The sequence below is a fragment of the Pseudoflavonifractor sp. BSD2780061688st1 E11 genome, assembly GCF_005844125.1.
GTDB classification, from domain to species: domain Bacteria; phylum Bacillota; class Clostridia; order Lachnospirales; family Lachnospiraceae; genus Sellimonas; species Sellimonas catena.
On the sequence record NZ_SPHM01000041.1, the window covers coordinates 1 to 25,589 of the forward strand.

Annotated in this window: 26 protein-coding genes and 1 pseudogene; 21 read left to right on the forward strand and 6 right to left on the reverse strand. The window is 40.0% G+C overall.

Features of this window, described 5'->3' with window-relative positions:
• Positions 1-142: 142 nt before the first annotated feature.
• The 16 genes and pseudogenes from FGQ85_RS14960 (at position 143) to FGQ85_RS15040 (ending at position 17,395) form a co-directional block, all read left to right on the forward strand.
• Positions 143-532, forward strand: a complete 390-nt coding sequence (locus FGQ85_RS14960) for a PrgI family protein (protein ID WP_055163308.1) — start codon at positions 143-145, stop codon at positions 530-532.
• A complete protein-coding gene (locus FGQ85_RS14965) occupies positions 447-2,699 on the forward strand; it encodes a VirB4-like conjugal transfer ATPase, CD1110 family (protein ID WP_243128580.1) in 2,253 nt (750 codons plus the stop codon). The genes FGQ85_RS14960 and FGQ85_RS14965 overlap by 86 nt, the downstream gene beginning before the upstream one ends.
• 732 nt (positions 2,700-3,431) lie before the next feature.
• On the forward strand, positions 3,432-5,315 hold the full coding sequence (gene ltrA, locus FGQ85_RS14970) for a group II intron reverse transcriptase/maturase (RefSeq protein ID WP_062807161.1): 1,884 nt from the start codon (positions 3,432-3,434) through the stop codon (positions 5,313-5,315).
• Positions 5,316-5,476: 161 nt separating this feature from the next.
• Positions 5,477-5,737 (forward strand): annotated as a pseudogene (locus FGQ85_RS14980) (conjugal transfer protein TraE); the annotation flags it as partial.
• Entirely contained in the window at positions 5,724-6,182 is a 459-nt protein-coding gene (locus FGQ85_RS14985) for a hypothetical protein (protein WP_029471606.1), read from the forward strand. The pseudogene FGQ85_RS14980 and the gene FGQ85_RS14985, both read left to right, overlap by 14 nt.
• Before the next feature lie 51 nt (positions 6,183-6,233).
• A complete protein-coding gene (locus FGQ85_RS14990) occupies positions 6,234-8,477 on the forward strand; it encodes a CD1108 family mobile element protein (RefSeq protein WP_138373842.1) in 2,244 nt (747 codons plus the stop codon).
• Between the two features lie 26 nt (positions 8,478-8,503).
• Positions 8,504-8,812, forward strand: coding sequence for a DUF4315 family protein (locus FGQ85_RS14995; RefSeq protein WP_138373843.1), 309 nt, complete (start codon positions 8,504-8,506; stop codon positions 8,810-8,812).
• A complete protein-coding gene (locus FGQ85_RS15000) occupies positions 8,787-9,521 on the forward strand; it encodes a CD1107 family mobile element protein (protein ID WP_138373844.1) in 735 nt (244 codons plus the stop codon). The genes FGQ85_RS14995 and FGQ85_RS15000 overlap by 26 nt, the downstream gene beginning before the upstream one ends.
• 72 nt (positions 9,522-9,593) lie before the next feature.
• Positions 9,594-11,705, forward strand: coding sequence for a DNA topoisomerase 3 (locus tag FGQ85_RS15005; protein WP_138373845.1), 2,112 nt, complete (start codon positions 9,594-9,596; stop codon positions 11,703-11,705).
• Between the two features lie 28 nt (positions 11,706-11,733).
• Positions 11,734-12,783 (forward strand): DUF5688 family protein, encoded by a 1,050-nt coding sequence (locus FGQ85_RS15010; RefSeq protein ID WP_138373846.1) that lies wholly within the window; start codon positions 11,734-11,736, stop codon positions 12,781-12,783.
• Between the two features lie 82 nt (positions 12,784-12,865).
• Positions 12,866-14,887: a YodL domain-containing protein gene (locus tag FGQ85_RS15015; protein WP_117640013.1), complete on the forward strand. Its 2,022-nt coding sequence runs from the start codon at positions 12,866-12,868 to the stop codon at positions 14,885-14,887.
• On the forward strand, positions 14,884-15,144 hold the full coding sequence (locus tag FGQ85_RS15020; RefSeq protein WP_029471612.1) for a transposon-transfer assisting family protein: 261 nt from the start codon (positions 14,884-14,886) through the stop codon (positions 15,142-15,144). Before FGQ85_RS15015 ends, FGQ85_RS15020 begins: the two co-directional genes overlap by 4 nt.
• Positions 15,134-16,018, forward strand: coding sequence for a DUF4316 domain-containing protein (locus FGQ85_RS15025; protein WP_117788201.1), 885 nt, complete (start codon positions 15,134-15,136; stop codon positions 16,016-16,018). Before FGQ85_RS15020 ends, FGQ85_RS15025 begins: the two co-directional genes overlap by 11 nt.
• Positions 16,019-16,021: 3 nt before the next feature.
• The gene (locus FGQ85_RS15030; protein WP_029471613.1) at positions 16,022-16,312 is read left to right on the forward strand and encodes a hypothetical protein; all 291 of its coding nucleotides are present in this window, start codon (positions 16,022-16,024) and stop codon (positions 16,310-16,312) included.
• A gap of 224 nt (positions 16,313-16,536) precedes the next feature.
• Positions 16,537-16,851: a helix-turn-helix transcriptional regulator gene (locus FGQ85_RS15035; protein WP_029471614.1), complete on the forward strand. Its 315-nt coding sequence runs from the start codon at positions 16,537-16,539 to the stop codon at positions 16,849-16,851.
• 115 nt (positions 16,852-16,966) lie between these two features.
• Complete coding sequence (locus FGQ85_RS15040) at positions 16,967-17,395, forward strand: hypothetical protein (protein WP_029471615.1); 429 nt, start codon at positions 16,967-16,969, stop codon at positions 17,393-17,395.
• 131 nt (positions 17,396-17,526) lie between these two features.
• Here FGQ85_RS15040 and FGQ85_RS15045 read toward each other — a convergent pair whose 3' ends face one another.
• From FGQ85_RS15045 to mobC, 6 genes are read right to left on the reverse strand one after another with little or no spacing between them, the layout of a single operon-like run.
• Positions 17,527-17,805, reverse strand: a complete 279-nt coding sequence (locus FGQ85_RS15045; RefSeq protein ID WP_029471616.1) for a helix-turn-helix transcriptional regulator — start codon at positions 17,803-17,805, stop codon at positions 17,527-17,529.
• Between the two features lie 4 nt (positions 17,806-17,809).
• Positions 17,810-18,223 carry a deoxyuridine 5'-triphosphate nucleotidohydrolase gene (locus FGQ85_RS15050; protein ID WP_029471617.1) on the reverse strand — a complete coding sequence of 138 codons (414 nt, stop codon included), beginning with the start codon at positions 18,221-18,223 and terminating at the stop codon, positions 17,810-17,812.
• Positions 18,213-18,992 (reverse strand): FAD-dependent thymidylate synthase, encoded by a 780-nt coding sequence (locus FGQ85_RS15055; protein WP_029471618.1) that lies wholly within the window; start codon positions 18,990-18,992, stop codon positions 18,213-18,215. The genes FGQ85_RS15050 and FGQ85_RS15055 overlap by 11 nt, the downstream gene beginning before the upstream one ends.
• Complete coding sequence (locus FGQ85_RS15060; RefSeq protein ID WP_029471619.1) at positions 18,979-19,305, reverse strand: hypothetical protein; 327 nt, start codon at positions 19,303-19,305, stop codon at positions 18,979-18,981. The genes FGQ85_RS15055 and FGQ85_RS15060 overlap by 14 nt, the downstream gene beginning before the upstream one ends.
• A 29-nt stretch (positions 19,306-19,334) precedes the next feature.
• Positions 19,335-20,888 (reverse strand): relaxase/mobilization nuclease domain-containing protein, encoded by a 1,554-nt coding sequence (locus FGQ85_RS15065; protein ID WP_117739829.1) that lies wholly within the window; start codon positions 20,886-20,888, stop codon positions 19,335-19,337.
• On the reverse strand, positions 20,866-21,252 hold the full coding sequence (gene mobC / locus FGQ85_RS15070) for a plasmid mobilization relaxosome protein MobC (RefSeq protein WP_138373847.1): 387 nt from the start codon (positions 21,250-21,252) through the stop codon (positions 20,866-20,868). The genes FGQ85_RS15065 and mobC overlap by 23 nt, the downstream gene beginning before the upstream one ends.
• Before the next feature lie 351 nt (positions 21,253-21,603).
• Here mobC and FGQ85_RS15075 point away from each other — a divergent pair, with 351 nt between their 5' ends.
• The 5 genes from FGQ85_RS15075 to FGQ85_RS15095 all read left to right on the forward strand — a co-directional run bounded on the left by FGQ85_RS15075 (position 21,604) and on the right by FGQ85_RS15095 (position 25,572).
• Entirely contained in the window at positions 21,604-21,786 is a 183-nt protein-coding gene (locus FGQ85_RS15075; protein ID WP_052302926.1) for a DUF6061 family protein, read from the forward strand.
• Between the two features lie 880 nt (positions 21,787-22,666).
• On the forward strand, positions 22,667-23,422 hold the full coding sequence (locus tag FGQ85_RS15080; protein ID WP_040015611.1) for a hypothetical protein: 756 nt from the start codon (positions 22,667-22,669) through the stop codon (positions 23,420-23,422).
• Positions 23,423-24,064: 642 nt separating this feature from the next.
• Positions 24,065-24,478 carry a hypothetical protein gene (locus FGQ85_RS15085; protein ID WP_005334777.1) on the forward strand — a complete coding sequence of 138 codons (414 nt, stop codon included), beginning with the start codon at positions 24,065-24,067 and terminating at the stop codon, positions 24,476-24,478.
• 205 nt (positions 24,479-24,683) lie between these two features.
• Positions 24,684-24,842, forward strand: a complete 159-nt coding sequence (locus tag FGQ85_RS18910) for a hypothetical protein (RefSeq protein WP_243128582.1) — start codon at positions 24,684-24,686, stop codon at positions 24,840-24,842.
• Positions 24,843-24,873: 31 nt separating this feature from the next.
• Positions 24,874-25,572, forward strand: a complete 699-nt coding sequence (locus FGQ85_RS15095) for a hypothetical protein (RefSeq protein ID WP_243128583.1) — start codon at positions 24,874-24,876, stop codon at positions 25,570-25,572.
• The last annotated feature ends 17 nt before the right edge of the window (positions 25,573-25,589 follow it).

Here is a 25,589-nt window from a genome sequence, read left to right on the forward strand (position 1 = left end):
GATACTTTTTGTTTAGCATGGCGATTTTACAGGCTTCATCACATATTTATCGGCATAACTAATTACCCGGCATTAAAGACTTTAGACCGACATCGGTCTAACGTATTTAACGCACACTAAATTACAGGAAGGAGTGAAAATCATGGCATATGTCAGCGTACCGAAAGATTTAACGAAGGTAAAGAATAAAGTGGCATTTAACCTGACCAAAAGACAGTTGATCTGTATCGGGATAGGTGCTGCAATGGGAATTCCAAGCTATTTCCTCTTGCGTAATGTGATGGGAAACAGTAATGCAGCAACAGTCATGGTGCTTTTGATGTTACCGGCATTTTTATTTGCCATGTACGAAAAAGACGGGATGCATCTGGAAGATGTTCTGATGCATATGATCAGGGTGAAGTTTCTTCGTTCACCCGTTAGAAAATATGAAACTGAAAACTATTATGAGACAGATCCGGAACAGATCAGACAGTCTCCGGATACAGGAAAACCGAAAGGAGGAAAAACGGTTGCGAAAAAAGAAAAATAAGAAAACTGTCGCAGATACCGGATACAAAAAAGTAGACAGAAAAGAGAAAAAGAAAAAAGAAAAGCAGGAGGAAAAACGCAGGCAGAAAAAACTGTCCGTCCAGCAGTCGATCGCTTATAAGGAAATGGGAAGAGATGGAATCTGCAGGGTACAGGGAAAAACTTATTCTAAGTGTATCCGCTTTTATGACATTAACTATCAGCTGGCTCAGAATGAAGATAAAAATGCAATCTTTGAAAACTGGTGTGACTTCCTCAATTACTTTGACAGCAGCATCCATTTTCAGCTGAGCTTTATCAATCATAAAAGCAGCATGAAGGAGTTTGAGCAGGTCATCCGGATCCGACCACAGGAGGATGCTTTTGATGATGTCCGTATGGAATACGCAAAGATGTTGAAACAGCAGCTGGCAAAAGGAAACAACGGTCTGGTGAAGTCAAAATATATCACCTTTTCCATCGAAGCGGATAATATCCGGGAAGCAAAGCCAAAGCTGGAACGTATTGAATCAGATATCCTGAACAACTTCAAGATCCTTGGAGTTCCGGCATATCCGCTGAATGGCGTGGAACGTCTGCAGATACTGTATGAGACTTTCAATCCGGATATCATGACAGACTTCCAGTTTGATTATGGTTCCATGATCCGGACAGGACTCAATACAAAGGATTATGTGGCACCGACCAGTTTTGTATTCCGAGACAGAAATACGTTCCGTATGGGAAATACCATCGGGGCTGTCTCTTATCTGCAGATCCTGGCACCGGAGCTTACGGATAAGATGCTGGCAGAATTTCTGGATATCGATAAGAACCTGATCGTCAACCTGCATGTCCAGTCTGTGGATCAGATGAAGGCAATCAAGCTGGTAAAAAGCAAAGTGACGGATATCAACCGTATGAAAATCGAAGAACAGAAAAAAGCAGTCCGGGCCGGATACGATATGGATATCATTCCATCGGATCTGAACACGTATGGCGGAGAAGCTAAGCGTCTGTTAGAAGACCTGCAGTCACGAAATGAGCGTATGTTCCTTGTAACAGCGCTCTTTTTAAATACAGCAAAGACCAAACAGGCACTGGACAATGCCATCTTCCAGACTGCCGGAATTGCACAGAAATACAACTGTGTACTGAAACGTCTGGACTATCAGCAGGAAGAAGGACTGATGAGCAGTGTTCCGCTGGGAGTCAATCATATCCCCATCAAACGTGCACTGACCACGACCAGCACTGCTATCTTCGTACCGTTTACCACTCAGGAACTTTTTATGGCAGGAGAATCCCTGTATTACGGATTAAATGCACTCAGCAACAACATGATTATGGTGGATCGTAAAAAGCTGAAAAACCCGAATGGACTAATCCTTGGTACACCTGGATCCGGTAAATCCTTTGCTGCAAAAAGAGAAATCACCAACGCGTTCTTTGTCACGAAGGATGACATTATCATCGGAGATCCGGAGGGTGAGTATTATCCACTGGTCCATGCACTTGGCGGACAGGTCGTACACATTTCACCGACCAGTAAGGATTATATCAATCCGATGGATATCAATATGGATTATTCCGATGATGACAATCCACTTGGAGTGAAATCCGATTTTGTCCTGTCTTTATGCGAGCTGATCATGGGAAGCAGGGATGGAATTGAAGCAGAGGAAAAATCAGTGATCGACCGCTGTCTTCCACTGGTGTATCAGAAGTACTTTGCAGATCCAAAACCGGAAAATATGCCGGTTCTCGGTGACCTGTATGACTGTCTTAGAAAGCAGAAAGAACCGCAGGCCCAGAGAATTGCAACAGCGTTGGAAATCTATGTAAATGGATCACTGAAAGTATTTAACCATAGAACCAATGTGGAATTGAATAACCGTATTGTCTGCTTTGATATTAAGGAACTTGGAAAGCAGCTGAAGAAAATCGGAATGCTCATCGTCCAGGATCAGGTATGGAACAGAGTTACAATCAACCGTGGCATCAAATCTACCAGGTACTATATCGATGAATTCCACCTTCTGCTCAAAGAAGAACAGACAGCAGCTTATTCCGTAGAAATCTGGAAGAGATTCAGAAAATGGGGAGGCGTACCGACTGGAATCACACAGAATATCAAAGATCTTCTTGCCAGCAGGGAAATTGAAAATATCTTTGGTGCGACACGTTGACGCACAAACATCGCTCTATGAGGGTAAAACTTCATGGACTTATGGCCATGCGATGCTAAAATCGTCGGACTTACCTTCTTACGAGGTAAGTAACAACTGATAATTCGAAAGGTAGAATGATGGGGTAACGCCTTGAAATGCCTTCTCTGATACTTCGACCGGCTCCGACTGTAATGGTTGGGGTCTGGAGCTCGATAAAGTCGGCGGAAGTCTGCCGAAACAGTGTAGAAATACAGCTGTCGAAAGTGCGGTAGAGGTACTGTATGCAGATGACACGTCGGGAGTCTATAAAATATCTATGGTGAGAATGTCCACGACGGACTGACGAAAACCGCGAATGTACGGGTCTAGATGTTTACCATATAGAAATGTATGGACACTTAATTGTGGGTCAGTGCGGTGTAGTAAGAATCGAAAATATGAAACTCCGTATTGTGTTACAGGCACAATCAAGCTGACAGGACTATAGCGGACACCTAAGGATATATGCACAGATAGAATTATCGGAACGTGGAAAGGTACAGAGTTGCTCATAAGCAATCTGCGGACGAATCATATAAGCCGCCTAATCTGTGCTGAAAAGCGAAGCTCGAACCTACGACAGCCCTACGAAAAAGGCGGGCTCGAGGAATGGGCTTTAGTCGGTTAGAAACAATTGTTGTCATTCAATCTTATAAGGATTACGAGTATGACAAAAAGGGACACTTTCCCAAGAAAGGAGAGTGATGCCTTATGACCATGAAAAAGAAAAAGCAACTGCTCTGTGAGGATAATCTGCGTCACAATGAGTATTACGGAATGCAGAATACGATTGATAATCTATACCAGGCAAGTTTGAACGGAGAAGTTTTTACAGATTTAATGTCTGTCATTCTTCAACGGGAAAACATTCTTCTAGCGTACAGAAATATCAAGAAAAATACGGGAAGTAAAACAAGTGGCACAGACAATCTCACAATCGAGGACATTGGAAGATGTTCCCCCGATGAGGTTGTTGAAAAAGTTAGATTTATTATTAATGGAAGTGAACATGGGTATCGCCCAAAACCTGTAAGGCGTAAGGAGATACCAAAACCATACGACCCAAGTAAAATGAGACCCTTAGGGATTCCGTGTATATGGGATAGACTTGTTCAACAATGTATCAAACAGGTATTGGAACCTGTTTGTGAGGCTAAGTTCAGCAAAAACAGCTATGGATTCAGACCGAACCATTCGGTTGAGAACGCTATAGCAAGAAGTTATCAGCTACTTCAACATGCCAATCTTCACTATGTCATTGAATTCGATATAAAAGGGTTCTTTGATAACGTGAATCATGCCAAGCTGATACGACAGATATGGGCTATGGGTATTCATGACAAGCAACTGATATTTGTCATAAGACGAATTCTCAAAGCACCAATCAAACTGGAAGATGGGACTTTTATCACACCCGACAAAGGAACCCCACAGGGAGGTATTATATCGCCACTTCTGGCTAATATCGTGCTTAACGAATTAGACCACTGGGTAGAAAGTCAATGGCAATGGTGTCCGATTTGCAAACGGAATGCTAGACCTGAAAACGGCTTTCGACAGGCTAAGAAATCTAACCTGAAGGAAATGTTCATTGTTCGCTATGCAGATGATTTTCGAATCTTTTGTAGGACAAAGGACTCCGCTGAACGCACCAAATGTGCAGTCACTCTGTGGCTGAAAGAAAGGCTCAAACTGGAAATTTCTGAAAAGAAAACGAGGATTGTCAATGTAAGAAATCATTACTCTGATTTTCTCGGATTCAAAATGAAAGTTCACAGAAAAGGCAACAAACTCGTGGTTATATCTCATATCGCAGATAAAAATCTCGAGCACAAAAGGGAGAAGCTTAAAGAACAGGCAAAGAGAATCGTTCACCCTCGCAAAATATATGGCGAACAGGGGGAAATCAGACTCTATAACAGTATGGTTACTGGCATGCAGAATTATTACTGTATCGCCACACATGTTAATCATGATTGTGCTTCCCTAAACCGCACAGTCATGACCTTGCTGACAAACAGGCTTAGCACTCGCACAGGCAACCGTCTTGTGAAAACAGGGCGAGAGCTTACGGAGTTTGAAAAAGCCCGTTTTGGTAAATCCAAAATGATGCGATATGTCGCTGGTACGAATGAGCCCGTGTATCCAATAGGATACACACAGCACAAAAACCCGCTTTTCCGTAAGAAGAGCTGGAATTATTACACTCCCGAAGGACGAGAAGGTATTCACAACTGTCTGAGAATCAACATCCCTATGATGTTGGCTCTCATGCGTCAACCAGCCTATTCCAATAGTGCGGAATACGCAGACAATCGAATATCTCTCTTCTCAGCCCAATGGGGAAAATGTGCTATAACAGGTGTTGAATTCTCCTCTGTTGGGGAAATTCATTGCCATCATAAGTTACCCCGACATTTAGGCGGTACGGATGCCTATGAGAATCTTATTCTCATAAAGAATTCCGTACATAAACTCATTCATGCTTCAAAAGCGGAAACTATTTACAAATATATGGATTTACTACAGCTAGATATCAAACAGCTTATAAAGGTTAACCACCTTCGTGAGTTGGCTTCCATGCAACCTATTTAATCTTATTTCAACTACTACAGTTTTTATTCTATTCAAAGGTTGATTGTTTAGACAATGAAAAATACTAACCGATGGAACGCCGTGTGCGGTGAAAGTCGCATGCACGGTGTGGAGTGGGGGAAAAGCCCGAGATGATATCAGAGGCTTACCTATCACTATAGAACAGTGATTTTATCCTGATGCTGAACCAGGCTGCAGGTGACAGACAGATCCTTGCAAAACAGCTGAATATTTCCCCATATCAGTTGTCTTATGTGACAAATTCCGGGGAAGGTGAAGGGCTTCTCTTCTATGGAACGACAATTATTCCATTTAAGGATAAGTTTGATAAGACATTGAAATTGTATGGTCTGATGACCACGAAGCCCGAGGAAACATTGAAACGAGATAAAGAAATGAGGGATGCAAATGAAGGAAATTGATAAGATCCGAATCAAGCAGTGGAATCAGGACAATCCTTACATTCAGATGAAAAATCTGGAAAATGTACAGCCTGGATACCGTGTTCATACAGTCAATGATGATCATCATCTGTATGAACTTCCGCTGGAAACACAGAACATTATCCTTGACTGGGTATTCTGGAATTTTTATCCGGCACAGAAAATCTATCCGCATCTTACCAGTGATGATCTGAAAGAAGTTCTGTATAAACGTACCCAGATCCATCTGCACAACAATCAGTTCAAGGAGGCTATGCTGATCAATGGTTTCTGGCCGAGAGATCCGAGTGAATTGAACTGGGTATTTCATATCCAGGCGAGCTCTCCAGCAATCAGGACACAGGCAGATGGTTATCCTGGTATCCCGATTATAGGACGCCAGGAACTGAATGAGTACAGAAAGAAAAGTTGTGCCAGGAGGTGATGACCTATAGCTGGAAAAGAATTTAAAGGCAAAGATAAAAAGGTCGCAAAGATGACCAGGGATGGTCTGACAGAAGAAAATCTTCGTGATGGTAGTGTAAAAGATATCAGTCACAGGAGTCGAGGACGACCGGAAAATAAGGAAGAATTTGTTCCTGAACGGGAACGGAAAAAGGCTGAGAATGAAGATTCAAAATCGGGAAAAGGTAAACGACTGCAGATGGAAAAGATCCGGAAATCTTCTGTCCGGCAGGAAGCTGTTGAGGATACAGTTGAAGTTACACCGGAAGAAAAAGTATCCGGATATCGAAAGAAACTGCATCGTTATGAAAAAATCCCGGATGATGATAATAATCTGAACAGCCAAAAGAAATCCATTCGGAAGAAACAGCTGCAAAAACAGATGACCGAAGAACAGGCAAAAGCTGGAAGATTATCTTTTGATGATGAAGGAAATCAGATGGTGAAAGGTGCTGGCATGAAACCGGGAGGGACAGCCGGGAAATACATTGCTACACAAGCTGTTATATCTGGCATGAAAGAAGTCTCTTCCGAAGAGGAAGAAACAGATGAAAATGCAGGTGTGGAAAGTGCCAGACTTGCAGAGCGTGAAACAGAAGATGCGTTACGTGGTCTGCGTCATGCTCAGATCCGCAGCAAACGGACGGATGTGCAAATCCATCGCAGAGGTTATCGTGAGGCTACCGTAGAAAAGAAACTGAAATTTGGTTCTGCAGAAAGTATGGAAGGAGTCAAGAATGCAGAAACGGTAAAGAAAGCCGAACAAAAGAGACATTTCTATAACCGCTTCTTCCAGAAAAAACGATATAAGGATGCATACCGGGCAGCCAGATCCGGAAAATCCGCTGGCAGTCTGGGTGGAGCAACAACCATTGCCGGTGTCGAGAACATGACGGTAAAAGCAAAGATCGCCTTGAAAGAGATCATAAAGCGTAATCGTGCCATGTTCGCAGGCATCGGTATTTTTGTGCTTCTTTTTCTTGTCATAGAGGTATCTCTGGGGAGCTGCAGTGCTTCTATCGAGGGTGCTGGATCTGTGATCGGTATTACAACGTATCCAAGTTCAGACGAGGATATTTATGCTGCCGAAAACAGATATGCTGCTTTGGAAAGTGCCTTGAATCAGCAGATCAATGAGATGGAACGAAGACATCCAAATTATGACGAGTATCAGTACAACATTGCTGAGATTGGTCATAATCCATACCATCTTATCTCGTATCTTACCGCAAAATACGGGGACTGGACGTACTCAGATGTTGAAAACGAGCTGCAATCTCTTTTTGAAGCACAATATCATCTGAATACAGAAGGTCGAACAAAAACGGTGACAGAAACCAGAAATGTTCGAGTCGGAGAATCATTAGGACAGGTAGTGACCAGCGGATATTGTAACTGTCGAATCTGTTGTGGTGTATGGTCCGGAGGTCCAACTGCCAGTGGTGCATATCCAACAGCAAACCATACCATTGCTGTAGATGCTTCCAATCCATTTGTGCCGATCGGAACGAAGGTAGTAATGAATGGTGTGGAATACACGGTTGAAGATACCGGAGCTTTTGCACGATATGGTGTGCAGTTTGACGTTTACTATGACAACCATGCTGCCGCTTCTGCTCATGGACACCAGACCTGGGAAGCCTATATCGCAGATGACAATGGCAGTCAGGAAGTAACCGTTACCAGTACAAGTACCAAGAAGATTCTATACGTGACACTGACAAATGGAGGTTTCGATGCTGTGGCAAGAGCCAATCTGAATGCAGAGCAGCTGATCATTTATAATGCATTAAATACGACCTATGGAAACAGAAATTATCTGTGGGATGTAAACAATGTGACCAGTGGATCAGGCGGTAATGGAATGAGCTATGAGATTCCACCAGAAGCACTGCAGGATGAAGAATTTGCCCGGATGATCCGGGAAGCAGAAAAATATCTGGGAGTACCTTATGTATGGGGTGGCTACTCTCCGTCCGGATTTGATTGCTCAGGTTTCGTATCCTATGTCATTAACCACTGTGGTAATGGATGGAACTATGGACGATTGACCGCGGATGGATTAAGAGGTGTATGTACTTATGTATCACCGCAAGAAGCAAAACCAGGAGATCTGATCTTCTTTCAGGGAACGTATAACACATCTGGTGCAAGCCATGTGGGTATCTATGTCGGTAACAATATGATGATCCATTGTGGGGATCCGATCCATTACTCAAATATCAGCACATCCTACTGGCAGCAACACTTCATGTGCTTTGGAAGACTGCCATAAATGGGTGATTGAAGGGAGGTGAAAGTTTGAATAAAAAGATTAAAAAATATCTGGATGAGATTGCCAAGACAGAGAAAAAGATCGCGGATCTGCAGCAATATCTTAGGGGTGTCCAGGCTGCATTAAAGCAGGAAGAGGACAATGAGATGATCAAGTGCATCCGTGGTATGAAGATGGAGAATGATCAGTTATATGATCTTTTGGATGGTATCCAGAGTGGAAAAGTTAAATTTCAGGTAAGCAGGGAGTCTGACGAAGAAGGTTCAGGCTCCTTTGTATTCACAGAAGAAAATAAGGAGGAATATCAGAATGGTGAAATGGAAGAAAATGAATAAGAAAATGGCAGGACTGCTGTTGGGAGTCATGATGCTTTTTACAGCATCAACCACAGCATTTGCCTATGTGGATGAATCAGCAGAGGCATCCAAAGTAGAGACAACTCAGACAGATCAATCAACAGACAAAGAAGAGAAAAAGGATGAGGCGGCAAGTACAAATGAGGTGTTGCCAGAAGATGGAACAGACCAGGGAACTGCATTTACGACACCTGGAAATGGCGAAGTTAAGGATGACATTACCGATGATTCCACGAAGGAGTTTCTTACGGTTACAACGAAGAATAATAATACCTTCTATATCGTGATTGACCGCAGTGCCACATCCCAGAATGTCTATATGTTATCTCAGATTGATGAGAATGATCTGTCCGAGTTTCTGGATAAAGACAGTACAGCTGCTGTTGTAACACCACAGCCAGATAAATCAAAGGTAGTGCTGGATGAAACAAATAATGAGGATATAGACAAGGAAGCTACCATTGATCCGGAGAAAACAGCATCTGCAAAAACCAATATGGGTGCAATGGCAACAATCCTGATTTTGGCTCTCGGCGGTGTGGCAGCTTACTACTACTTCAAGATCTATAAACCTAAAAAAGAGGAAGATGAGGATGATCAGCCGGAAGGTTTGGAAACAGGTGGACTGGAAGAAGTTCCGGATGAGGAAGAGTCTGAAGACGAAGATTTTGAAGAAAATGAAAAATAAATAAACTTTTTTAGCGGAGGGGGCTGTAAAACATGCTCTCTCCGTTTCGTTATATGAAGGAGGTAATACATCATGTATTTAGTAATTGCAGAAAAACCAAGTGTATCAAGAGCAATCGCAGAAGTGATTGGAGCACAGGAACGAGAAGACGGATATTTAAGAGGAACCGACTGTATGGTCAGCTGGTGTTTCGGACATCTGGTCGAGTATGTTTCACCGGATGCTTACGATGAAAAATTTAACCAGTGGAGATATGAAGATCTCCCGATCATCCCGAAAGACTGGAAAGTTACAGTCTCAGAAGATAAGAAAGATCAGTTCTATATCTTAAAAAGACTGCTCAACAGTCCGGAAATTGAATACGTCGTAAATGCCTGTGATGCCGGACGTGAAGGAGAATTAATCTTCAAACATGTCTATGACTTATCCGGAAGTAAAAAGCCGGTGAAACGATTATGGATCAGTTCTCTGGAAGATTCAGCAATCTTTGATGGAATGCAGCATCTGAGATCCGCAGAGGAATACCGACATCTGGCCGAAGCTGCTGTATGCCGTTCTCAGGCTGACTGGCTGGTAGGAATGAATGCAACCAGAGCTTACACCACAAAGTACTTCAAAAAGCTGACCGTTGGAAGGGTTCAGACACCGACACTTGCCATGTTGGTGGAACGTGCCGGACAGATCAGCAATTTCCAAAAAGAAAAGTATTTCAATGTGGAACTGGATTGTGACGGAATTCCGGCAGTAAAGTCAAAGATCTTTGATCCGGATGAGGCGGAACAGTTAAGAAGCAGATGCCAGGGAAGTGAAGCTATTGTCACTGCTGTAAAAGAAGCCGAAAAGAAAGTAAAAGCCCCAAAGCTTTATGATCTGACCACACTGCAGAGAGAAGCAAACCGTATCTATGGAATGACAGCCAAACAGACATTAGATACCGCCCAGAGCCTGTACGAAAAGAAGCTGATCACTTATCCAAGAACGGACAGTCAGTATCTGACCGAAGATATGGAGCAGACCGCAAGAAATGTGGTACGTCAGATTTATGAGAAATATCAGCTGACAGGTCCTTTCGATCAGCCGGAACAGCCAGATGTGAAGAAAGTCATGAATAACAGCAAAGTGACAGATCACCATGCAATCATCCCAACGATGGAACTTACATCCTGCCATATGGATGAACTGAAATCCTGGGAAGAAAAGATTCTGTTTCTGATCGCAGTCCATACGGTCATGGCAATGAGTAAAGATCACATTTACCAGGAAACAGAGATTGAAGTGGAATGCCAGGGAGAAGTCTTCAAGACAAAAGGAAAAACTGTCCTGCAGGATGGATGGAAAATCTTTGAAAACTGCTTCAAAAATAAGGACCGCATGGCAATAGCAGATCCAGATCAAGAAATGAAAGAGAGGATTCCGAAAGTAACCAAAGGACAGACTTTCTATGCTGTAGCTGCAGAAAAGACAGAACATTTCACATCACCGCCAAAACCATACAGTGAAGATACGCTCCTTGCGGCAATGGAAACAGCTGGAAATAAGGAATTCGATGAAGATACGGAAAAGAAAGGATTAGGAACTCCGGCAACAAGAGCCGGTATCATCGAGAAACTGATCTATTCCCAATATGCCACCCGAAAAGGAAAACAGATCCTTCCAACAGATGATGGAAAAGTCCTTGTGGAGATCCTGCCAGACTTCCTGAAATCTGCAAGTATGACTGCAGAATGGGAAAATCAGCTGCTCTTGATGGAGCATGGAGAAATTGCACCGGAACAGTTTATGACTGGGATCAAAAATATGCTCACCATGATGCTGAATGGATGTGATGCGATCTCCGAAGAAGAAACAAGAAGATTTCAGACCAGAGAAAGCATTGGAACCTGTCCGGTATGCGGCAGCCTGGTATACGAAAGCAAGACCAACTTCTATTGCAGCAACCACGATTGCCACTTTGCTCTCTGGAAAGATAACCGCTATCTGCAGAGCATGGAAAAAACCATGGATAAAAAGATGGCTGCAGAACTTCTGAAAAACGGAAGTGTGCATGTAAAAGACCTGTATTCCAGAAAGAAAAATATGTACTTTGAGGCAGATCTTCATATGGATGCAGATGAAACCGGAAGGGTGAATTTCTCTTTATCCTTTCCACAAAAGAAACCAAAAAACAAAAGCAAAAAGAAATAAGAAAACAGATTAGAGGAGAAAACGAAGAATGAATTTTAATGAATTTGTAAATGAAGTAAAGGACAATATCAAACTCTTTTTACCAAGGGATTATGAGAATGCAGAGGTATCAACGATGGAGTGTCATAAACTGAACCGTGCCTATACGGGACTGATGGTGAGAAAAGAAGGTGAGATGCTTACCCCGACGATCAATCTTAACCGGCTGTATGAAGCATATAAAGCACAGCCTGGCGTAACAATGGAAACTGTATGCAGAAAGATTGCAGATATAGTTATTGAGGCACCGATACAGGTTGATCTGAAAGCTATTTTAAACTATGAAGATGTGAAGGACAAGCTGTTTATCCGTGTGTCATCAGCCGAAGCAAATAAGGAAGTCCTCGAAATTGTGCCACACCAGTTAAAGGAAGATCTTGCAATTACCTATCATGTGGCAGTAGGCAAGAATCAGGATGGATTAAGTTCCATGCTGATTACAAATGAAATGATGAAGGAATATGGAGTGACACAGGAGCAGATTCATGAAGACGCTATGAAAAGTTCACCGCGTGTCATGGTCCCAGAGGTATCAAGTATAGGTGTACTGATAGATGAAATATATCAGAAAAATATTCTCATGCTGACACCAGATGAACGTGAAATGCTGCTAGAAACATTGCAGGAGTCAAGCGAGATGCCGACATTCTTTGTTGTTACGAATACAGAAAGAATTGATGGAGCCAGTGTGATCTTTTATCCGGAATTCATGGATAACATGGGGGAACTTCTGGGAAATGATTTCTTCATTTTGCCATCATCCATCCATCAAATGCTGATCTTGCCGGATGACGGTCAAGTGGATGCGGAAATGTTAAGAGATATGGTAAAAGAAGTTAATGCCACTCAGGTAGCACCAGCAGAACGCCTTACCAATGATGTATATCACTTTGACACAAAGGATCACGTCTTTGAAAAGGCAGACAGGTTCACAGAACGTCAGAAAGAAAAAGAAGCGCAGGTTGCAAAAACAGAGAAAGTTGGAAAAGAACAGCCGGATCAGAAACCGAAAACAAAGAAGCACGATATGGAACTCTAATAAAAAATAATCATCTCATCAACTAATAAAAAGCCCTGCGGCATAAGCACAATGTCGTAGGGCGTTTTTGGAAAGGAGTATTATGACAGAACAAAAAAAAACTACTACTATTCCACTGCCGGTCCAGGGAAAAGATATGGACAGCATTATGCAGTCACTGGAATCCGGTGTGGAAGAACTTTTTACAAGTAACCGCTATCAGGAATTTCTTAAAACCATGGCAAAGTTTCACAATTATTCCTTTAATAATACAATGCTGATCGCCATGCAACGACCGGATGCCACACTTGTTACCAGTTACAAAAACTGGCAGTCCATGGGTAGACAGGTCATGAAAGGGGAAAAAGGAATTACAATCATTGCACCGGCACCATATAAGAAAATGAAGGAAAAAGAGGTTCTGGATGAAAATCAGCGACCAATCATGGGAACTGATGGAAAACCTAAGACTGAAAAAGTGGAAGTTACAGTTCCACATTTTAAAGCAGTTACCGTCTTTGATATTGCTCAGACATCCGGGGAACCAATCCAGACACTAGCACCGGAATTACTGACTGCAGCTGTACAGGATTTTGATTCTTTCATGCAGGCTATTCAGAAAATATCCCCAGTGCCGATTCGATTCGATGAGATCGATGGCAATGCCAATGGATATTATCACAATGCAGACAAGGAAATCGTGATCAAAAAAGGGCTCAGTGAAAGTCAGACCTTAAAGACTACTATTCATGAAACAGCCCATGCTAAACTGCATGACAAGGAAATCATGGAAAGCCTGGGTGTAGAAAAAGACCGTCTGACAAAAGAGGTTGAAGCAGAATCCGTTGCTTACTGTGTGTGTTCTTCCTTTGGTTTGGATACATCGGATTACAGTTTTCCTTATATTGCAGGTTGGAGCAGCAGCCGGGAAATGAAGGAAATGAAAGCATCTATGGATGTGATCCGCAAGACAGCCGGTGAAATGATCGATCAGCTTACAGAAGAACTGGAAATCATTCTTGAAGAAAAACAAAAAACAGAATTACATGAAAAATACGGCATTCTGGTAGATGCACTGGAAGCAGCCGGATACCGCTATGATTATCGGGAAAGCAAACCGGGACATATTGTACTGGCACCGGATGGGACACATGAAATTGCTGGGTATTTGCAGTTTGAATCATGGGAAGATATCAAAGATTGGCTGGAAGATACGATTGCAGAAGGAACGGATATTTCGGAAAGAGTTGATCGGGCTTTGTATCCATTTAAGTTTGATTATACCCTAGAGGAAGAAATGTTCAGAGGGAATGGTGACCGCTATGCGATTTACCATGTGGATGAAGGCACACCGGGAAAACAACATTTATTTATGAATATGACAATGGTCAAAGAAGATGGCATTACAATCGATGCGGACAATTATAAATGTGTCTATTCTGGCAGATTACATGAAAATGAAAAGCTGGATGATTTGTACGCTATGTTCAACGATAATCCACCGGCAGATTATAAAGCACATTCTATGTCGGTCAGTGATGTTATCATTACAAACCGTGGTGGGGATATGCAGGCATATTACGTGGATCGATTTGGATTTGCAGAACTTCCAGACTTTGCAGCACAAAGAGAAAAAATACTCGATATTGTCCCGGAAATAGAAAATGTGGATTATGAAAATGATCTTACATGTATCAGCTTTTATGCGGCTGAATGTGCTGAATTTCCTGTAATGGGTGAAGTACATTATGACCTGACATTACCAGAAGCCTTGGAAGCTTATGAGAAAATCCCATCAGAACGTATGCATGGACTGAAATGTGTTGGCTTTGATCTGAAAGACGGAAGTGATTATGAAGGAATGCAGAGTCTGATGATTGAAGGAAAAATACAGAAAGAATTTTTGAATTCGATTCCTGGATTTAGAGAAAATTCTTATGTGCAAAATGCAATCAGTCGTGTGGAAAAATACTTGGAAGAAAGACATCCAAATGTGGAAAATCCTCTGGAATCCAATAAGAAAGTGGATAACGAAAAAAATATAAGCGAAGAAAAAAACGAGAAGGAGCTGAATATACAGATGAAACCAATACCGAAAAAGAAAAGGGGGGAAATGAGCCTATGAGAAATGTAAACCTGGAAGAAAACGAACTGACTATTACTGCTATCTTCCAGCAGCACACAAAGGAAGAAACAATCCAAACACTGAAAGAAGCTTTGGAAGTTTTGGAACAGGAAGAAAGTGATTCTGAGAATGATGAAATAATTGAGATCATCAATTCTACAGTTGGAAAATTACAGCAGATCGAAGACAAATACTACTATTCTCTGGATCTGAATTATTATCTGAATAACTTGGAGGACGATGCCTATGAAGCTTAATCAATTTGCAGTCTACCGAGTAGATCAGCAGACAGCAGGAAAAGCACTGTGGCATCTGCCATATCAAGAAGCAAGACAGCAGAATGTGTCGATTACTGTCGAAAATTACCGAGTAATCTCGATTCATGAAATGCAGGAAGAAGAAAAAGTCGCTGACATCTGGAAACGAATGAAAAAGCAATGCGAAGTCAGTGACGTACTTGTACTGAACAGGGATGGAGAAATCAACTGCTACTATGTAGATGAGAACTATCCACAGTATCTGGCCGGATTCATTCGTATCAATACATCGGGCGCACTGATCACTATGGAGACTGAGAATTATCAAATTGACGGAAAAAAAGGGAACTGGATTGCAACAGACACCATCATCATCAACGGGAAACAGTTTTATCTGATGGAGCATCAAGTATACCGGGATCAGGCTCAAGGTGTTATCCTGGATGCCTATGGAAAAATGGTTGTCGAAGAATGTAAGAAATTCGACGAAAAAACAAAACAAAAGATCCATAATTACATTCAACAGCAGGCACCGCTAAATTCAGTCGAACAGTTAAAACAAGATGGTAAAATCCGTCTGGAACATTACCAGAAGTTCTACCAGAACGGCACTTATGAACGAAGCAGAGAATCCGGTACCGAAGCCAATTATGATATGGTGGACGGTCTGGTAAATAATCAGAAGAAGAATCCAGAAAAGATCTCTAATGCCCGCAGCAACAAACAGACTCCCAGAAATCAACAGGATGGCAAACCTAAGAAACGAAGATCCGTGATTAAACGACTGCATCAGAAACAGATTGCTATTGCTCGTCGGTCCGGAAAGCCGATACCAAAGTACCTGGATCAGGAAATGGAAAGAAAGCGGGGGTAGAATATGCGAAGGTTAAAGTGTGAAAAAGAAACGATTATTCTGACCAATGAAGATGACGGATTCTATGATGTGTATACCTTCAATCAGAGCTTGCAGAAACGGTTGAGATCCTTTGCTGAGAAGTGTCCGGATGATTGCTGGTTGAAAGGAGCTTCGGAAGATGGCAGTGAAACGTATATGATCAGAAAGGGACGGTTATCATTGAATTTAAGACCACCCTATTCCAAGGATAGGATTCATAAAGCAACCGAACGAATTATTGAAGAACAGAAAGAACAATCAAAGGATTCATAGAATGCGATTTAAGAGAAAAAAGCCTCATGACCATGAGGAAAAATGAAAGCAAAATACGTTAGTTGATAAAGTGTATAGGCTCAAAAGGGAAAGTGCCCTTTTGGGCCTTTTTAATTTAAAATAGTTCTAAAGAACAAGTTAACAATCTGTAGATTCTGTATGTTTTAAAGATCAATCGTTATACTAGTTTTAGACCGAATTATCGTTCTAAAGGAGGTGTCACAATGGATTTAAAGGCGGTTGGTCAGAGAATAAAAGCTGCAAGGGAAGCTAAGAATCTTACACAAGAAGAATTGGCAGCACTGGTAAGCTTAAGTCCAACTCATGTAAGTGTTATAGAGAGAGGACTGAAAGTAACAAAACTTGATACCTTTATTGCGATTGCAAATGCATTAGATGTTTCAGCAGATACACTATTGATTGATGTTGTGACACATTCGGTTACTGGCGTTACGAATGAATTATCTGAAATGATAGAGAAACTACCTAAAGAAAAGCAACAGAGAATTATCAATGCGGTGAGGGCATTGGTGGAATAAATACATGAATAAGAAGATGGAAGGGCTTATTGCTCTTCTTTTTTATTTGGTTTAACGTGAAAATATGATATAGTAGTTCTAAAGACTTATATATAATTCTGAGGAACTTAATAAAATGAAGAAAAATAATATAACACTTGTATTTGTTGCTATCGTTTTTTCGATTATTGTTGGAATGATAATTGGAAAAAGCTTATTAAAGTATAAAGAAGGTGAGCCAGATGTAGTTGGCAGTTTTTCTATGAATAGAGATGAAAATCTTACAGTAGTTGCTAACAGAAAAAATATTTCTGATAAAGAAGCATTTGCAAGACTGCTTTTAAAAATGTACAAAGAGAATTCATTTCATTCAATAAAATTTTCTACAGATCATGGATATGCAACCAGCCTTGATATGACCGTATATTCTTGGAAAGAAGATATCGAAAATGGAAAATCCATTATGCAGATAGAATTTAGACCGATTGAATATGGAAAAGATTATGATATTGTTCATAATCTAGATAAATATGTGCTTTTTATCGATGGAACAGAAATAAAATGAAATATATAGATATGCAGATAAAGCGCAGAAAAAGAGGATTGCTCAACGCAGGATATTTTCAATTATTACCCCAAAAAATGATAAGAGAGAGGCAGCGGAAAAGCCGTTGCCTCATTTCAGTATTATGACACTTAATCTAGTTCTGCCCCTAACTCATACCTCCAATACTCCGCTGCCTCATACTCCCTGGGTTCTGAGAGTACCGGTACGGTAAAGAGTTCAACCGGAACACCGAGTTTTGATGCGAAGAGTTTCATAAGATCCTCTTTCGGTGTTCGGACATCGCTTTCATACTGAGAAATCCGGACATCAGCACAGCTTTCTGGAAATCCAACAGCCATGCCGAGTTCTTTCTGGGTGAGATGATTTTTCTGTCTTAAGTGTTTTAATTTTCTTCCAAATGTAATCATAGTATTATTCTCCTGTACTTCCAAAAGCCCCGGTTCCTCGTTCATTACCAAGGTCCAGGACAAAATCTGCGATCACGACTGGTGTAATCACCAGCTGACCGACGCGTGTGTCTTTATGAATGGTCTGAGAAGATGTGCTTACGTTGCTGATAATGGCATGGATCTCACCACGGTAACCGGAGTCGATCGGTGGAAGTTCGCATACCAGTCCTTTTGCTGCCATGCTGCTTCGTGGAAAGACATATCCGGCAAATCCATCGGGGATGATGAGACCAAATCCAAGTGGAATTCTTGCAACCTCACCTGGTTTTAATACGCAATCATAAGGCATGAATACATCAGCACCGGCATCATTTTCATGTGGCCGGAAGGGATAATGATCTGCTTTCAGACCAAAGTCAATCAGTTTAATCTTTATGGCTGCTCACCTCCCTTCTGATGAGCAATGGATAATCTGCTTTTAAGATATCTGACGGTATCCAAAGTTTTGAAATAGGATTCTGGCAGGACATCTGTTTTTCCATACAGCTTCCTCTCTGACAGAATGGACCGGTCAGATCCGGTGCAAAAAGAATCGGGCTTAATTTGTACAATCTCTGCCAGATCTGTAGCATCACAATCCTTGTTTCATCCGTATTTCTTCTGCAGGTTCTCTGACCGATCATATGCTTCCACTGGTAAGGCGTTGCACTGATGATCAGTACGTTTCGAAGTCCCTGAGGTGTGGCATATCCGGCTGAATCATGATCAATGCCTAAGGCACAGAGTTCTGTATAGTGGTCCAGATCTGACTGACAGCTTTTTTTGTAAATATCCTGGATTTCTTTATCTGCTTTCATGATCCCATATGGAATAGCAAATGCAGCGTGACCGGAATAATTGCTGTACTGCAGAGATGCACTCATGTACTTTACTTCGTTCTGATGCCTTGTGATCTGTGCCAGGAAGCGTCTGCTTGCACCAACAACAGCCACGGTAATGACCATGAATTTCTGTACGGTTGGATGTGGAAGCCCCGCAATGTTTTCTACGGTCTTCTGACTGTAGGATTGATGGTAAAGGTCCATCAGATCTGCCATGCTCTGAATCGTATGACCGTGTTGTGTGAGCCTGGCAGCAAAGACCATATTTTGTTCTGCTTCCCGGATTCCATAGCAGTTTAAGATAGCTGTTTCAATGTGATCCATAGGCCTGTTCCTCCTTTACCAGAGCTTTTAAAAGGATCAGATAATTGATGCAGTCTGTGATTTTTTCATCCCACTGTTCCATGTCAAAATGTAACAGAGTGGAATAACACATATCGTAAAGGGATACGACATGTTTCGACATCATGCCGGCCAGTGCTGCTTTTGGATCACAGTTCTGTAAAGCGGCAGCAATCTTGAATGCACTGAGGCGGTCAATATTATCACCGGTATATTCTTTCTTTTTATGTGCCAGAATATCGGCACACTTTCTCATCTGAAGTTCAAATACAACATTAAATTCTTCTTGTGTCATGTGATAGTTCCTCCTTTGTTTTGTAATAGTTATCGTTCGAGATCTTTGGTTTTTGATTTCACTGGTTCTGGAATTTGCATCTGAAGAATGGCATCAACATTCTGATCGGCAGTGTCCAGATCTTTTAATTTTTCTTTCAAGCTGCTTATTGCTTCTTCTTCGGAAGCTATCTGCTGTTGCAGTTTTTCTTTTTGTAAAGTCAGGGTTTTTAGGCTTGTCATCTTTCCATCCTGATAAAAGGATCTCAGCCAATCTCTGGCTTCTTCATATTTCTGAATTTCTTTCGCATGTTCTTTCCGGTACTTTCCTTTGTACTTTGCATTTGAAAATTGGGAATAAACTTCCTTGTTTGCATAGTACTGTCCGGTGTAGCGGATCTGATCGTTGAGAGTCCTTAGATTGGACCGATGCTGAGCAAACTGTGTCTGCATTTCTTTCAGTTCCTGCTTTGCTGCAAGCAGTGTATTTTTCAAATCTGACTGCGTATCAAATCCATGCTCCTGCACATAGATAATGGTATTTGCCATTTGCTGCAGGTTAGAAAGTTTTACCCGATGAGCATAAGCCGGGCTCTGCATTGCTTTCACATTTGTCTGGAGATTTACAACCAGGCGAAGGTGAGATCTGACGTAGAGAATGGTCAATGGATCCTTGCGTAAGAAGGTCTGTTCCAGGTGTTCTTTTCCATATCGTGTTCCCAGTGCACGTTCAGTAATCCGCTTCTGTCGATCAGGATGAAGATAGCTGTATCTGCCCCGATGATCAATCACAGAGATCTGAAATTGTTCCAGAAGTTTAGATTGGAATTCATCAAAACTATTGGATGTGGCAGCACATTCATCAATCGCATTTCGTAAATATTCTTTCTGTGTAAGGAACACGGTGGATGTTGGTTTGAGACCATCTTCGATGATTTTCTGATTGATCTCATTAAGTTTTTGTTGGCCGTGTTTCTGTGCCTGATACTCTTTCTGCGTGATTTTTCTTTCAGCCGGAGCAAGAAGATCTATCTGGTGAAGTCCTTCCTGTTGGCACCGATCCATGACAGTTTTCTTAAAAGTGCTCATGAATTTATCAGTGGAACGATGCTTGTAACCGGCGGCTTCCTCATGTGGTTTATCCATATATGGCTGCCTTTCCACTGCAGTCTTTCGCACACTGTTGATAACGATGTGAGTATGGATATTTCCGGATTCATTGTGGCCATCGGTGTGAGTAACTACCAGTGCCTGATATCCGGGAAACATCTGCTTTGCAAGTTCCAAACTGATTGCCTGTGCTCTCTTTCCGGTAAGACCGTTTTCTGTAACATCGGCTGGATCGTAGCTGATAATGTAGTGATGACTTTTGATGTCTTCACGTTTCTTATTCTTATGAAAATGAGCATTTGTCAGTTCGCATTCTTTGTCAAAAGACATCGGATCACAGTTCAGTCCATCCATATAAAACTCTTTTCGCAAGATGCTTCGACCGGATTCATCTACAATCTTTTTCCCGGTTTTTTCATCATGTTCAAACAGAAGGTAATTGATAGCAGCTGAGTAATTTGCATTTCTGCTTTTAATGTGTTTTACGATTGCCATTCATACCACCTGCCAGTTTCAGTACCTCTTTTCTCAGTAGGAATAAGTCAGTGATGCACTGATGGATTTCATTTTCTATAGCACGTGACTGACTGCCACCGCTGTTAAAATGCTTGGCAATCTGATTGAGATTCGATCCGATTTTTCCATATTCACTGACCAGTTTTCTGAGATCGTTCATGTCTGCAACAACTTCAATTTGGTGATTGATTTGCTTTTCAAGTAGTAGTTTTCTCAGATATTCTGATCGGCTAATGGACAAACAAGCTGCACCTTGATCTAATAAATCAAGTTCGACATCTGTAAGACGTAATCCTATAAAATATCTGTGATTCAGTTCTTTATCTTTGTTTTTTGTTCTCATACTCCTCCTTCCGCTGAGACTATTCCTCCCACCGGGAGTCCACGTATTTCAATATCGGCTGTCCCTTCCGATATTAGAAATAGTGCTGTGAACACCTTTAGGTGGAACCAACAGACAAGTGAAACGTCTGTTATTGAGAGGGTATGGGGAGATCCCCATTAAGATAAAACCCATAGGTTGACGGGAGGCCAAATGGCAATACCGTTAAACATGGGTGGATCTTGCTCTGTATGTGTACCCCTCTATATAACGAAACGCTGAGAGCCTGTTTTACAGTGGGGGAAAAGAAAAAATATCAAAAAAATGATGATTAATGGTGAGCTTGTGATAGAATGAAAAAAAGAGAAAAGCATAAGTGTTGGATATATGCTTCGCATTGATTGCTGGGGAGCTGAAAAAGATTTAAAAACCACATATGGATCAGAATGTGCGCTTACTTCATTGGCTGTGGATGAGCCTTTAGAATATGCAAGATTATATCTCGATGGCAATTTACAGATGTGGATAGATTCAGAAGATTCACTTGAATTATAGAACAAGAATAACGGGTAGAAAACTTCTGATGCCCATTTTACAAGGGGTTCGAGTTTTTTATGTCTGCTGGCGCTATTTCTCTGCTGGAGTACTATTTTCGGGATAATGGCGAAAGGCTTTAGCGGTATAGTTAGAAGCACCGTTTCCATATTTTGTATTGGTTATGGTTTTTATATAATCGCTGGAATAATAGTCAATTGTAGAGCAAATGAAATAGACACAGGGGATTAAGGAAGAGTTGAAGGCAGATAAACAGATGGAATGGGTAGCAAATAAATACTATACAAGAGTGTGAAAAGGGAATTTTGAATAAGGAGATGATTTGGCAATAAGGTGCAGTAATCTGGTGGAAAGCAAGTCTGAAAATGGCTTGCTTTTTGCTTTACAATGTGGTTAGTTGATGTATATAATTATGATAAAGAGATAAAATTGATTTTTATATTTTGGTTCGATATTGTGATGCAGTTTTTATCCCAAAAAGAGTAAAAATCGAATTATCCGCATAAACACAGGGATTTTAAGCAATATGAAACAAAAAATAAAAGAATTTTACCACTAATTTACTACGAATGAAAGAACCTTGATACGACAGAGAAAACAGCATAAATAAAGGCAAAATTGGCATTTCATACAGAATATGAGATGTCTTTTTTGTTGCTGTAATACAGTATAACTATTCTTTTTCTGCTTGATTATTAATCATTTTTTAGGACATGAATTGTCAAGAGCTTGTTGCGTAGCAATGTTTACACTCTTGATAATTTATGGAATAAAAAATATTCTGACAGATACTAGAAAAGTGATGACTACTCAATTTTCTAATGATATAATATGATAAATAATAATAGATAAACTTGAAGTGATTAAGGAAGTGTATGCCATGAAAAAATTTTTGAAAATAATGTTAATCATAATTGGAGCGATTTCTTTGATTTTTGTAGCTCTGATAGGGATTGGGTTATTTGTTGATGTTGAATATGATGACCATATTGAAAATGGTCGTTATACTTATGTTCCGGAAGAAGAAAATAAAGATAATGAATACGTGGAATTTACGATAAATGATTATGATAAAAATAATGCCAAGCTTGTATATTATGACACGATTGAAGAAGCTATTCAACTTTCCACTTTGAATGCTGAAAATGAGGAACTTTCGGTTCCTGCTGATTTTCTTAATCATGTTGATGAAACCTTGCATATATGGCAAGGCAAAAAATATGATACGATTTTCTATCGGGCTGGAAATGATAACGATGATATTCAAGGCTTAGTAATGGCTCGTTGTAAAAAGCAGATACAGAATGGGCATACACAATACGCATTTATAAATGCTACACCGGTTACAACGAAACGAGATAGAATTTTGTTAGATGATATTACAGAGCTTATTCACTCTTCTTTGAAATTAAGTGATTTCCAACAAGACTTAAACCCCGATTATCCAAGCAAGCGTTTTGTTTACGGCTATGCACATGATAAAGAAATCTATTCATTGGAAGTAGAAGGACAAAAACCGGACGGTGTAATTGAAATCAATGTATATGACAGAGTCATGTATCTATGGTATTACAATGACTTACAAAGTAACAAAAGAGGTGACTGTTTAAGCTATTCGGTAGATGTACCTAAATAAAATGACATTTTTACATAATACTATATTATTAGTTAGGCAGACGGAGTGATCCAGACACGGTGGCAGGAAAATCTTTCAGATTTTTCTGCCATGTCTTGCAAGTGGCTGGTTTACTTCGTCTGTGAGCGAGCCTGTGGCGAGCGAAGATTAAGCCCCCGTTATCTAACAAGGGGGGCACAAAAAACAAAAGACACTATACACTAACAGGCGGAAAACGCTGTATTTACAAGGCAAAACCGCATTTTATAAGATGTGATATAAAAAGTATCTATTTCACAAAAGAAAAACAATAAATTTAAACATTATAATATTTTAATTTTTGTGGTAATGATATGCAAACTTTTTAGGAGGGAAGATATGGATTGTAAAATGACTGATATTATTGCTATTATTTCAAGTATCATTGCTATTGGTTATTCAATTTATTCCATAATTACTAAAAGTTATATTCGTCAATACAACCTTGAAAAATTTGAACATTTTTCTTTAAATCAGAAGAAAGTTTGTATTGTTTTCAATTTTATTATGACACTTATAATTGGGATAAGTGGGGTGTATATATTGCTATTATACTTATTCTAATGGGATTGAAAGCATTTATGTAGCAAATAGCAAAATTTTATAAGTGAAACGAGGTACTCTATGGAAAAAAAGGAACTTATCAAACTATATTTACAAAATGTGGATAAAATGTTTGGATATGCCAACATGAACGCATATATTGATGAGCGATTAAAGAAGTATACGAAATACTGTCAAAGTAAAAAGCCAGAAGAACAGATTATTATATGGCTGAAATTATTGCATGAAAATTTCGGAAAAAAGATTGTTTATTTAGGAAGTTACTTAGCATTACAAGAAAAGGATATGAGCTATTTAAATAATGCGTTCAATTCGGCAGTAACATGGGGACAACTCACAATAACAAACAGCGGTTGCGACCATTCCATTCACGCTTGGAATATTTTACCACATATATTCTGTGCAAACCGCTTTCGTGACATTGAAAAAATATTTCCAAAAGAAAACGGACTTAGTAAGAATGCAGATTTATGAGTGGTTATAAGAAGTATCTGCCAAAAAGAAAACACCGATAAAGCCTGTAAAATAGGGATATATCGGTGTTATAAGAACTTATGAAAAGATAATTAGAAATTTATTTTATGTTTTAATGGACAAAACAATTGTCAAGGATGGATGGCTATATAGAAATGGATTTTTAAGGAAGAACTGTAAAATAAGATTAACGGATATTACCCAGATGAAAAGAAAAAAGAATTTATTTGGAGAAGCTTTTATTTTATATAAAAATCAGAAAAAAATCGCTAAAATTTCTGCCCGAAATAGAAATGTGGACTGGCTGCAAGTAAAGATTGCAGAAATAAAAAAGGATAAGAAGAAATTAGAACGTAAAAAATGAAAAATGTGAATCATATAGGGAGATTGAGTTTATGGATAATGTCATTAGATTAAGTAAATTTGTAAAAAATTTAGGAATAGTAACAACAGTTCTTTTTTTAATAATCGTACTGGTAACATTTGTTACAGGAAATATGGGGGTTGCGATATGTTTTATGCCTTTTGTATTTTTAGGTATTGCTTTAATTTTGGCATACAAGAAACAAATAATTGTAGTAAATGAAGATGAAATTGTATTTAGCTATCTGGTTAAGAAAACTCAGCATATAAAATATAATGATATTCGTTGTATTTTAATGATTCCATTAAATGGTAGAACAGATGTCATATTAATTGATAAGATGTACAATAGACTTGTTACTCTGGAGCAAGTGTATGTAAATTATGATATTTTATATGATACACTTATAAAACATGAAATAGATCTTGTGGATTTTGGTGAGTTAGTTGAACAGAACAAAGATGTATCAAAGTATGTACCTGCTTTAAACTGGATAGAAAAGAATTTCTATAAATCTATATGTAATGAGAATACAACTATCAAAAATATGTCAAAAACAATAGAAAAAGAAAAGCGTAAAAAAACAAAGCAATTTTTAAAAGCTTTAGGTTGGATTCTAATAATTGCTGATGCGGTAGCATTTTTTATTGGTGGCAAAACAATGTTAGTTACTAAGACTTCCCATACCTTAAATGGGCTTCGCACCTTGAAAATTCAATATTTCAGCTAACAAAATAGAGATTTATG

Excerpts from the sequence above, each read along its gene's own strand:
- FGQ85_RS15045 (WP_029471616.1), bottom strand. The coding sequence starts at position 17,805 with ATGATTACATTTGGAAGAAAATTAAAACACTTAAGACAGAAAAATCAT.
- FGQ85_RS15060 (WP_029471619.1), bottom strand. The coding sequence starts at position 19,305 with ATGACACAAGAAGAATTTAATGTTGTATTTGAACTTCAGATGAGAAAG.
- FGQ85_RS14965 (WP_243128580.1), top strand. The coding sequence starts at position 447 with ATGAGACAGATCCGGAACAGATCAGACAGTCTCCGGATACAGGAAAAC.
- mobC (WP_138373847.1), bottom strand. The coding sequence starts at position 21,252 with ATGAGAACAAAAAACAAAGATAAAGAACTGAATCACAGATATTTTATA.
- FGQ85_RS15000 (WP_138373844.1), top strand. The coding sequence starts at position 8,787 with ATGGTGAAATGGAAGAAAATGAATAAGAAAATGGCAGGACTGCTGTTG.
- FGQ85_RS15025 (WP_117788201.1), top strand. The coding sequence starts at position 15,134 with ATGAAGCTTAATCAATTTGCAGTCTACCGAGTAGATCAGCAGACAGCA.
- FGQ85_RS18910 (WP_243128582.1), top strand. The coding sequence starts at position 24,684 with ATGAAAAGAAAAAAGAATTTATTTGGAGAAGCTTTTATTTTATATAAA.
- FGQ85_RS15010 (WP_138373846.1), top strand. The coding sequence starts at position 11,734 with ATGAATTTTAATGAATTTGTAAATGAAGTAAAGGACAATATCAAACTC.
- FGQ85_RS15030 (WP_029471613.1), top strand. The coding sequence starts at position 16,022 with ATGCGAAGGTTAAAGTGTGAAAAAGAAACGATTATTCTGACCAATGAA.
- FGQ85_RS15085 (WP_005334777.1), top strand. The coding sequence starts at position 24,065 with ATGGAAAAAAAGGAACTTATCAAACTATATTTACAAAATGTGGATAAA.
- FGQ85_RS14990 (WP_138373842.1), top strand. The coding sequence starts at position 6,234 with ATGACCAGGGATGGTCTGACAGAAGAAAATCTTCGTGATGGTAGTGTA.
- FGQ85_RS15095 (WP_243128583.1), top strand. The coding sequence starts at position 24,874 with ATGGATAATGTCATTAGATTAAGTAAATTTGTAAAAAATTTAGGAATA.
- ltrA (WP_062807161.1), top strand. The coding sequence starts at position 3,432 with ATGACCATGAAAAAGAAAAAGCAACTGCTCTGTGAGGATAATCTGCGT.
- FGQ85_RS15035 (WP_029471614.1), top strand. The coding sequence starts at position 16,537 with ATGGATTTAAAGGCGGTTGGTCAGAGAATAAAAGCTGCAAGGGAAGCT.
- FGQ85_RS15005 (WP_138373845.1), top strand. The coding sequence starts at position 9,594 with ATGTATTTAGTAATTGCAGAAAAACCAAGTGTATCAAGAGCAATCGCA.
- FGQ85_RS14960 (WP_055163308.1), top strand. The coding sequence starts at position 143 with ATGGCATATGTCAGCGTACCGAAAGATTTAACGAAGGTAAAGAATAAA.
- FGQ85_RS15040 (WP_029471615.1), top strand. The coding sequence starts at position 16,967 with ATGAAGAAAAATAATATAACACTTGTATTTGTTGCTATCGTTTTTTCG.
- FGQ85_RS14985 (WP_029471606.1), top strand. The coding sequence starts at position 5,724 with ATGAAGGAAATTGATAAGATCCGAATCAAGCAGTGGAATCAGGACAAT.
- FGQ85_RS15065 (WP_117739829.1), bottom strand. The coding sequence starts at position 20,888 with ATGGCAATCGTAAAACACATTAAAAGCAGAAATGCAAATTACTCAGCT.
- FGQ85_RS15080 (WP_040015611.1), top strand. The coding sequence starts at position 22,667 with ATGAAAAAATTTTTGAAAATAATGTTAATCATAATTGGAGCGATTTCT.
- FGQ85_RS15055 (WP_029471618.1), bottom strand. The coding sequence starts at position 18,992 with ATGGATCACATTGAAACAGCTATCTTAAACTGCTATGGAATCCGGGAA.
- FGQ85_RS15020 (WP_029471612.1), top strand. The coding sequence starts at position 14,884 with ATGAGAAATGTAAACCTGGAAGAAAACGAACTGACTATTACTGCTATC.
- FGQ85_RS15015 (WP_117640013.1), top strand. The coding sequence starts at position 12,866 with ATGACAGAACAAAAAAAAACTACTACTATTCCACTGCCGGTCCAGGGA.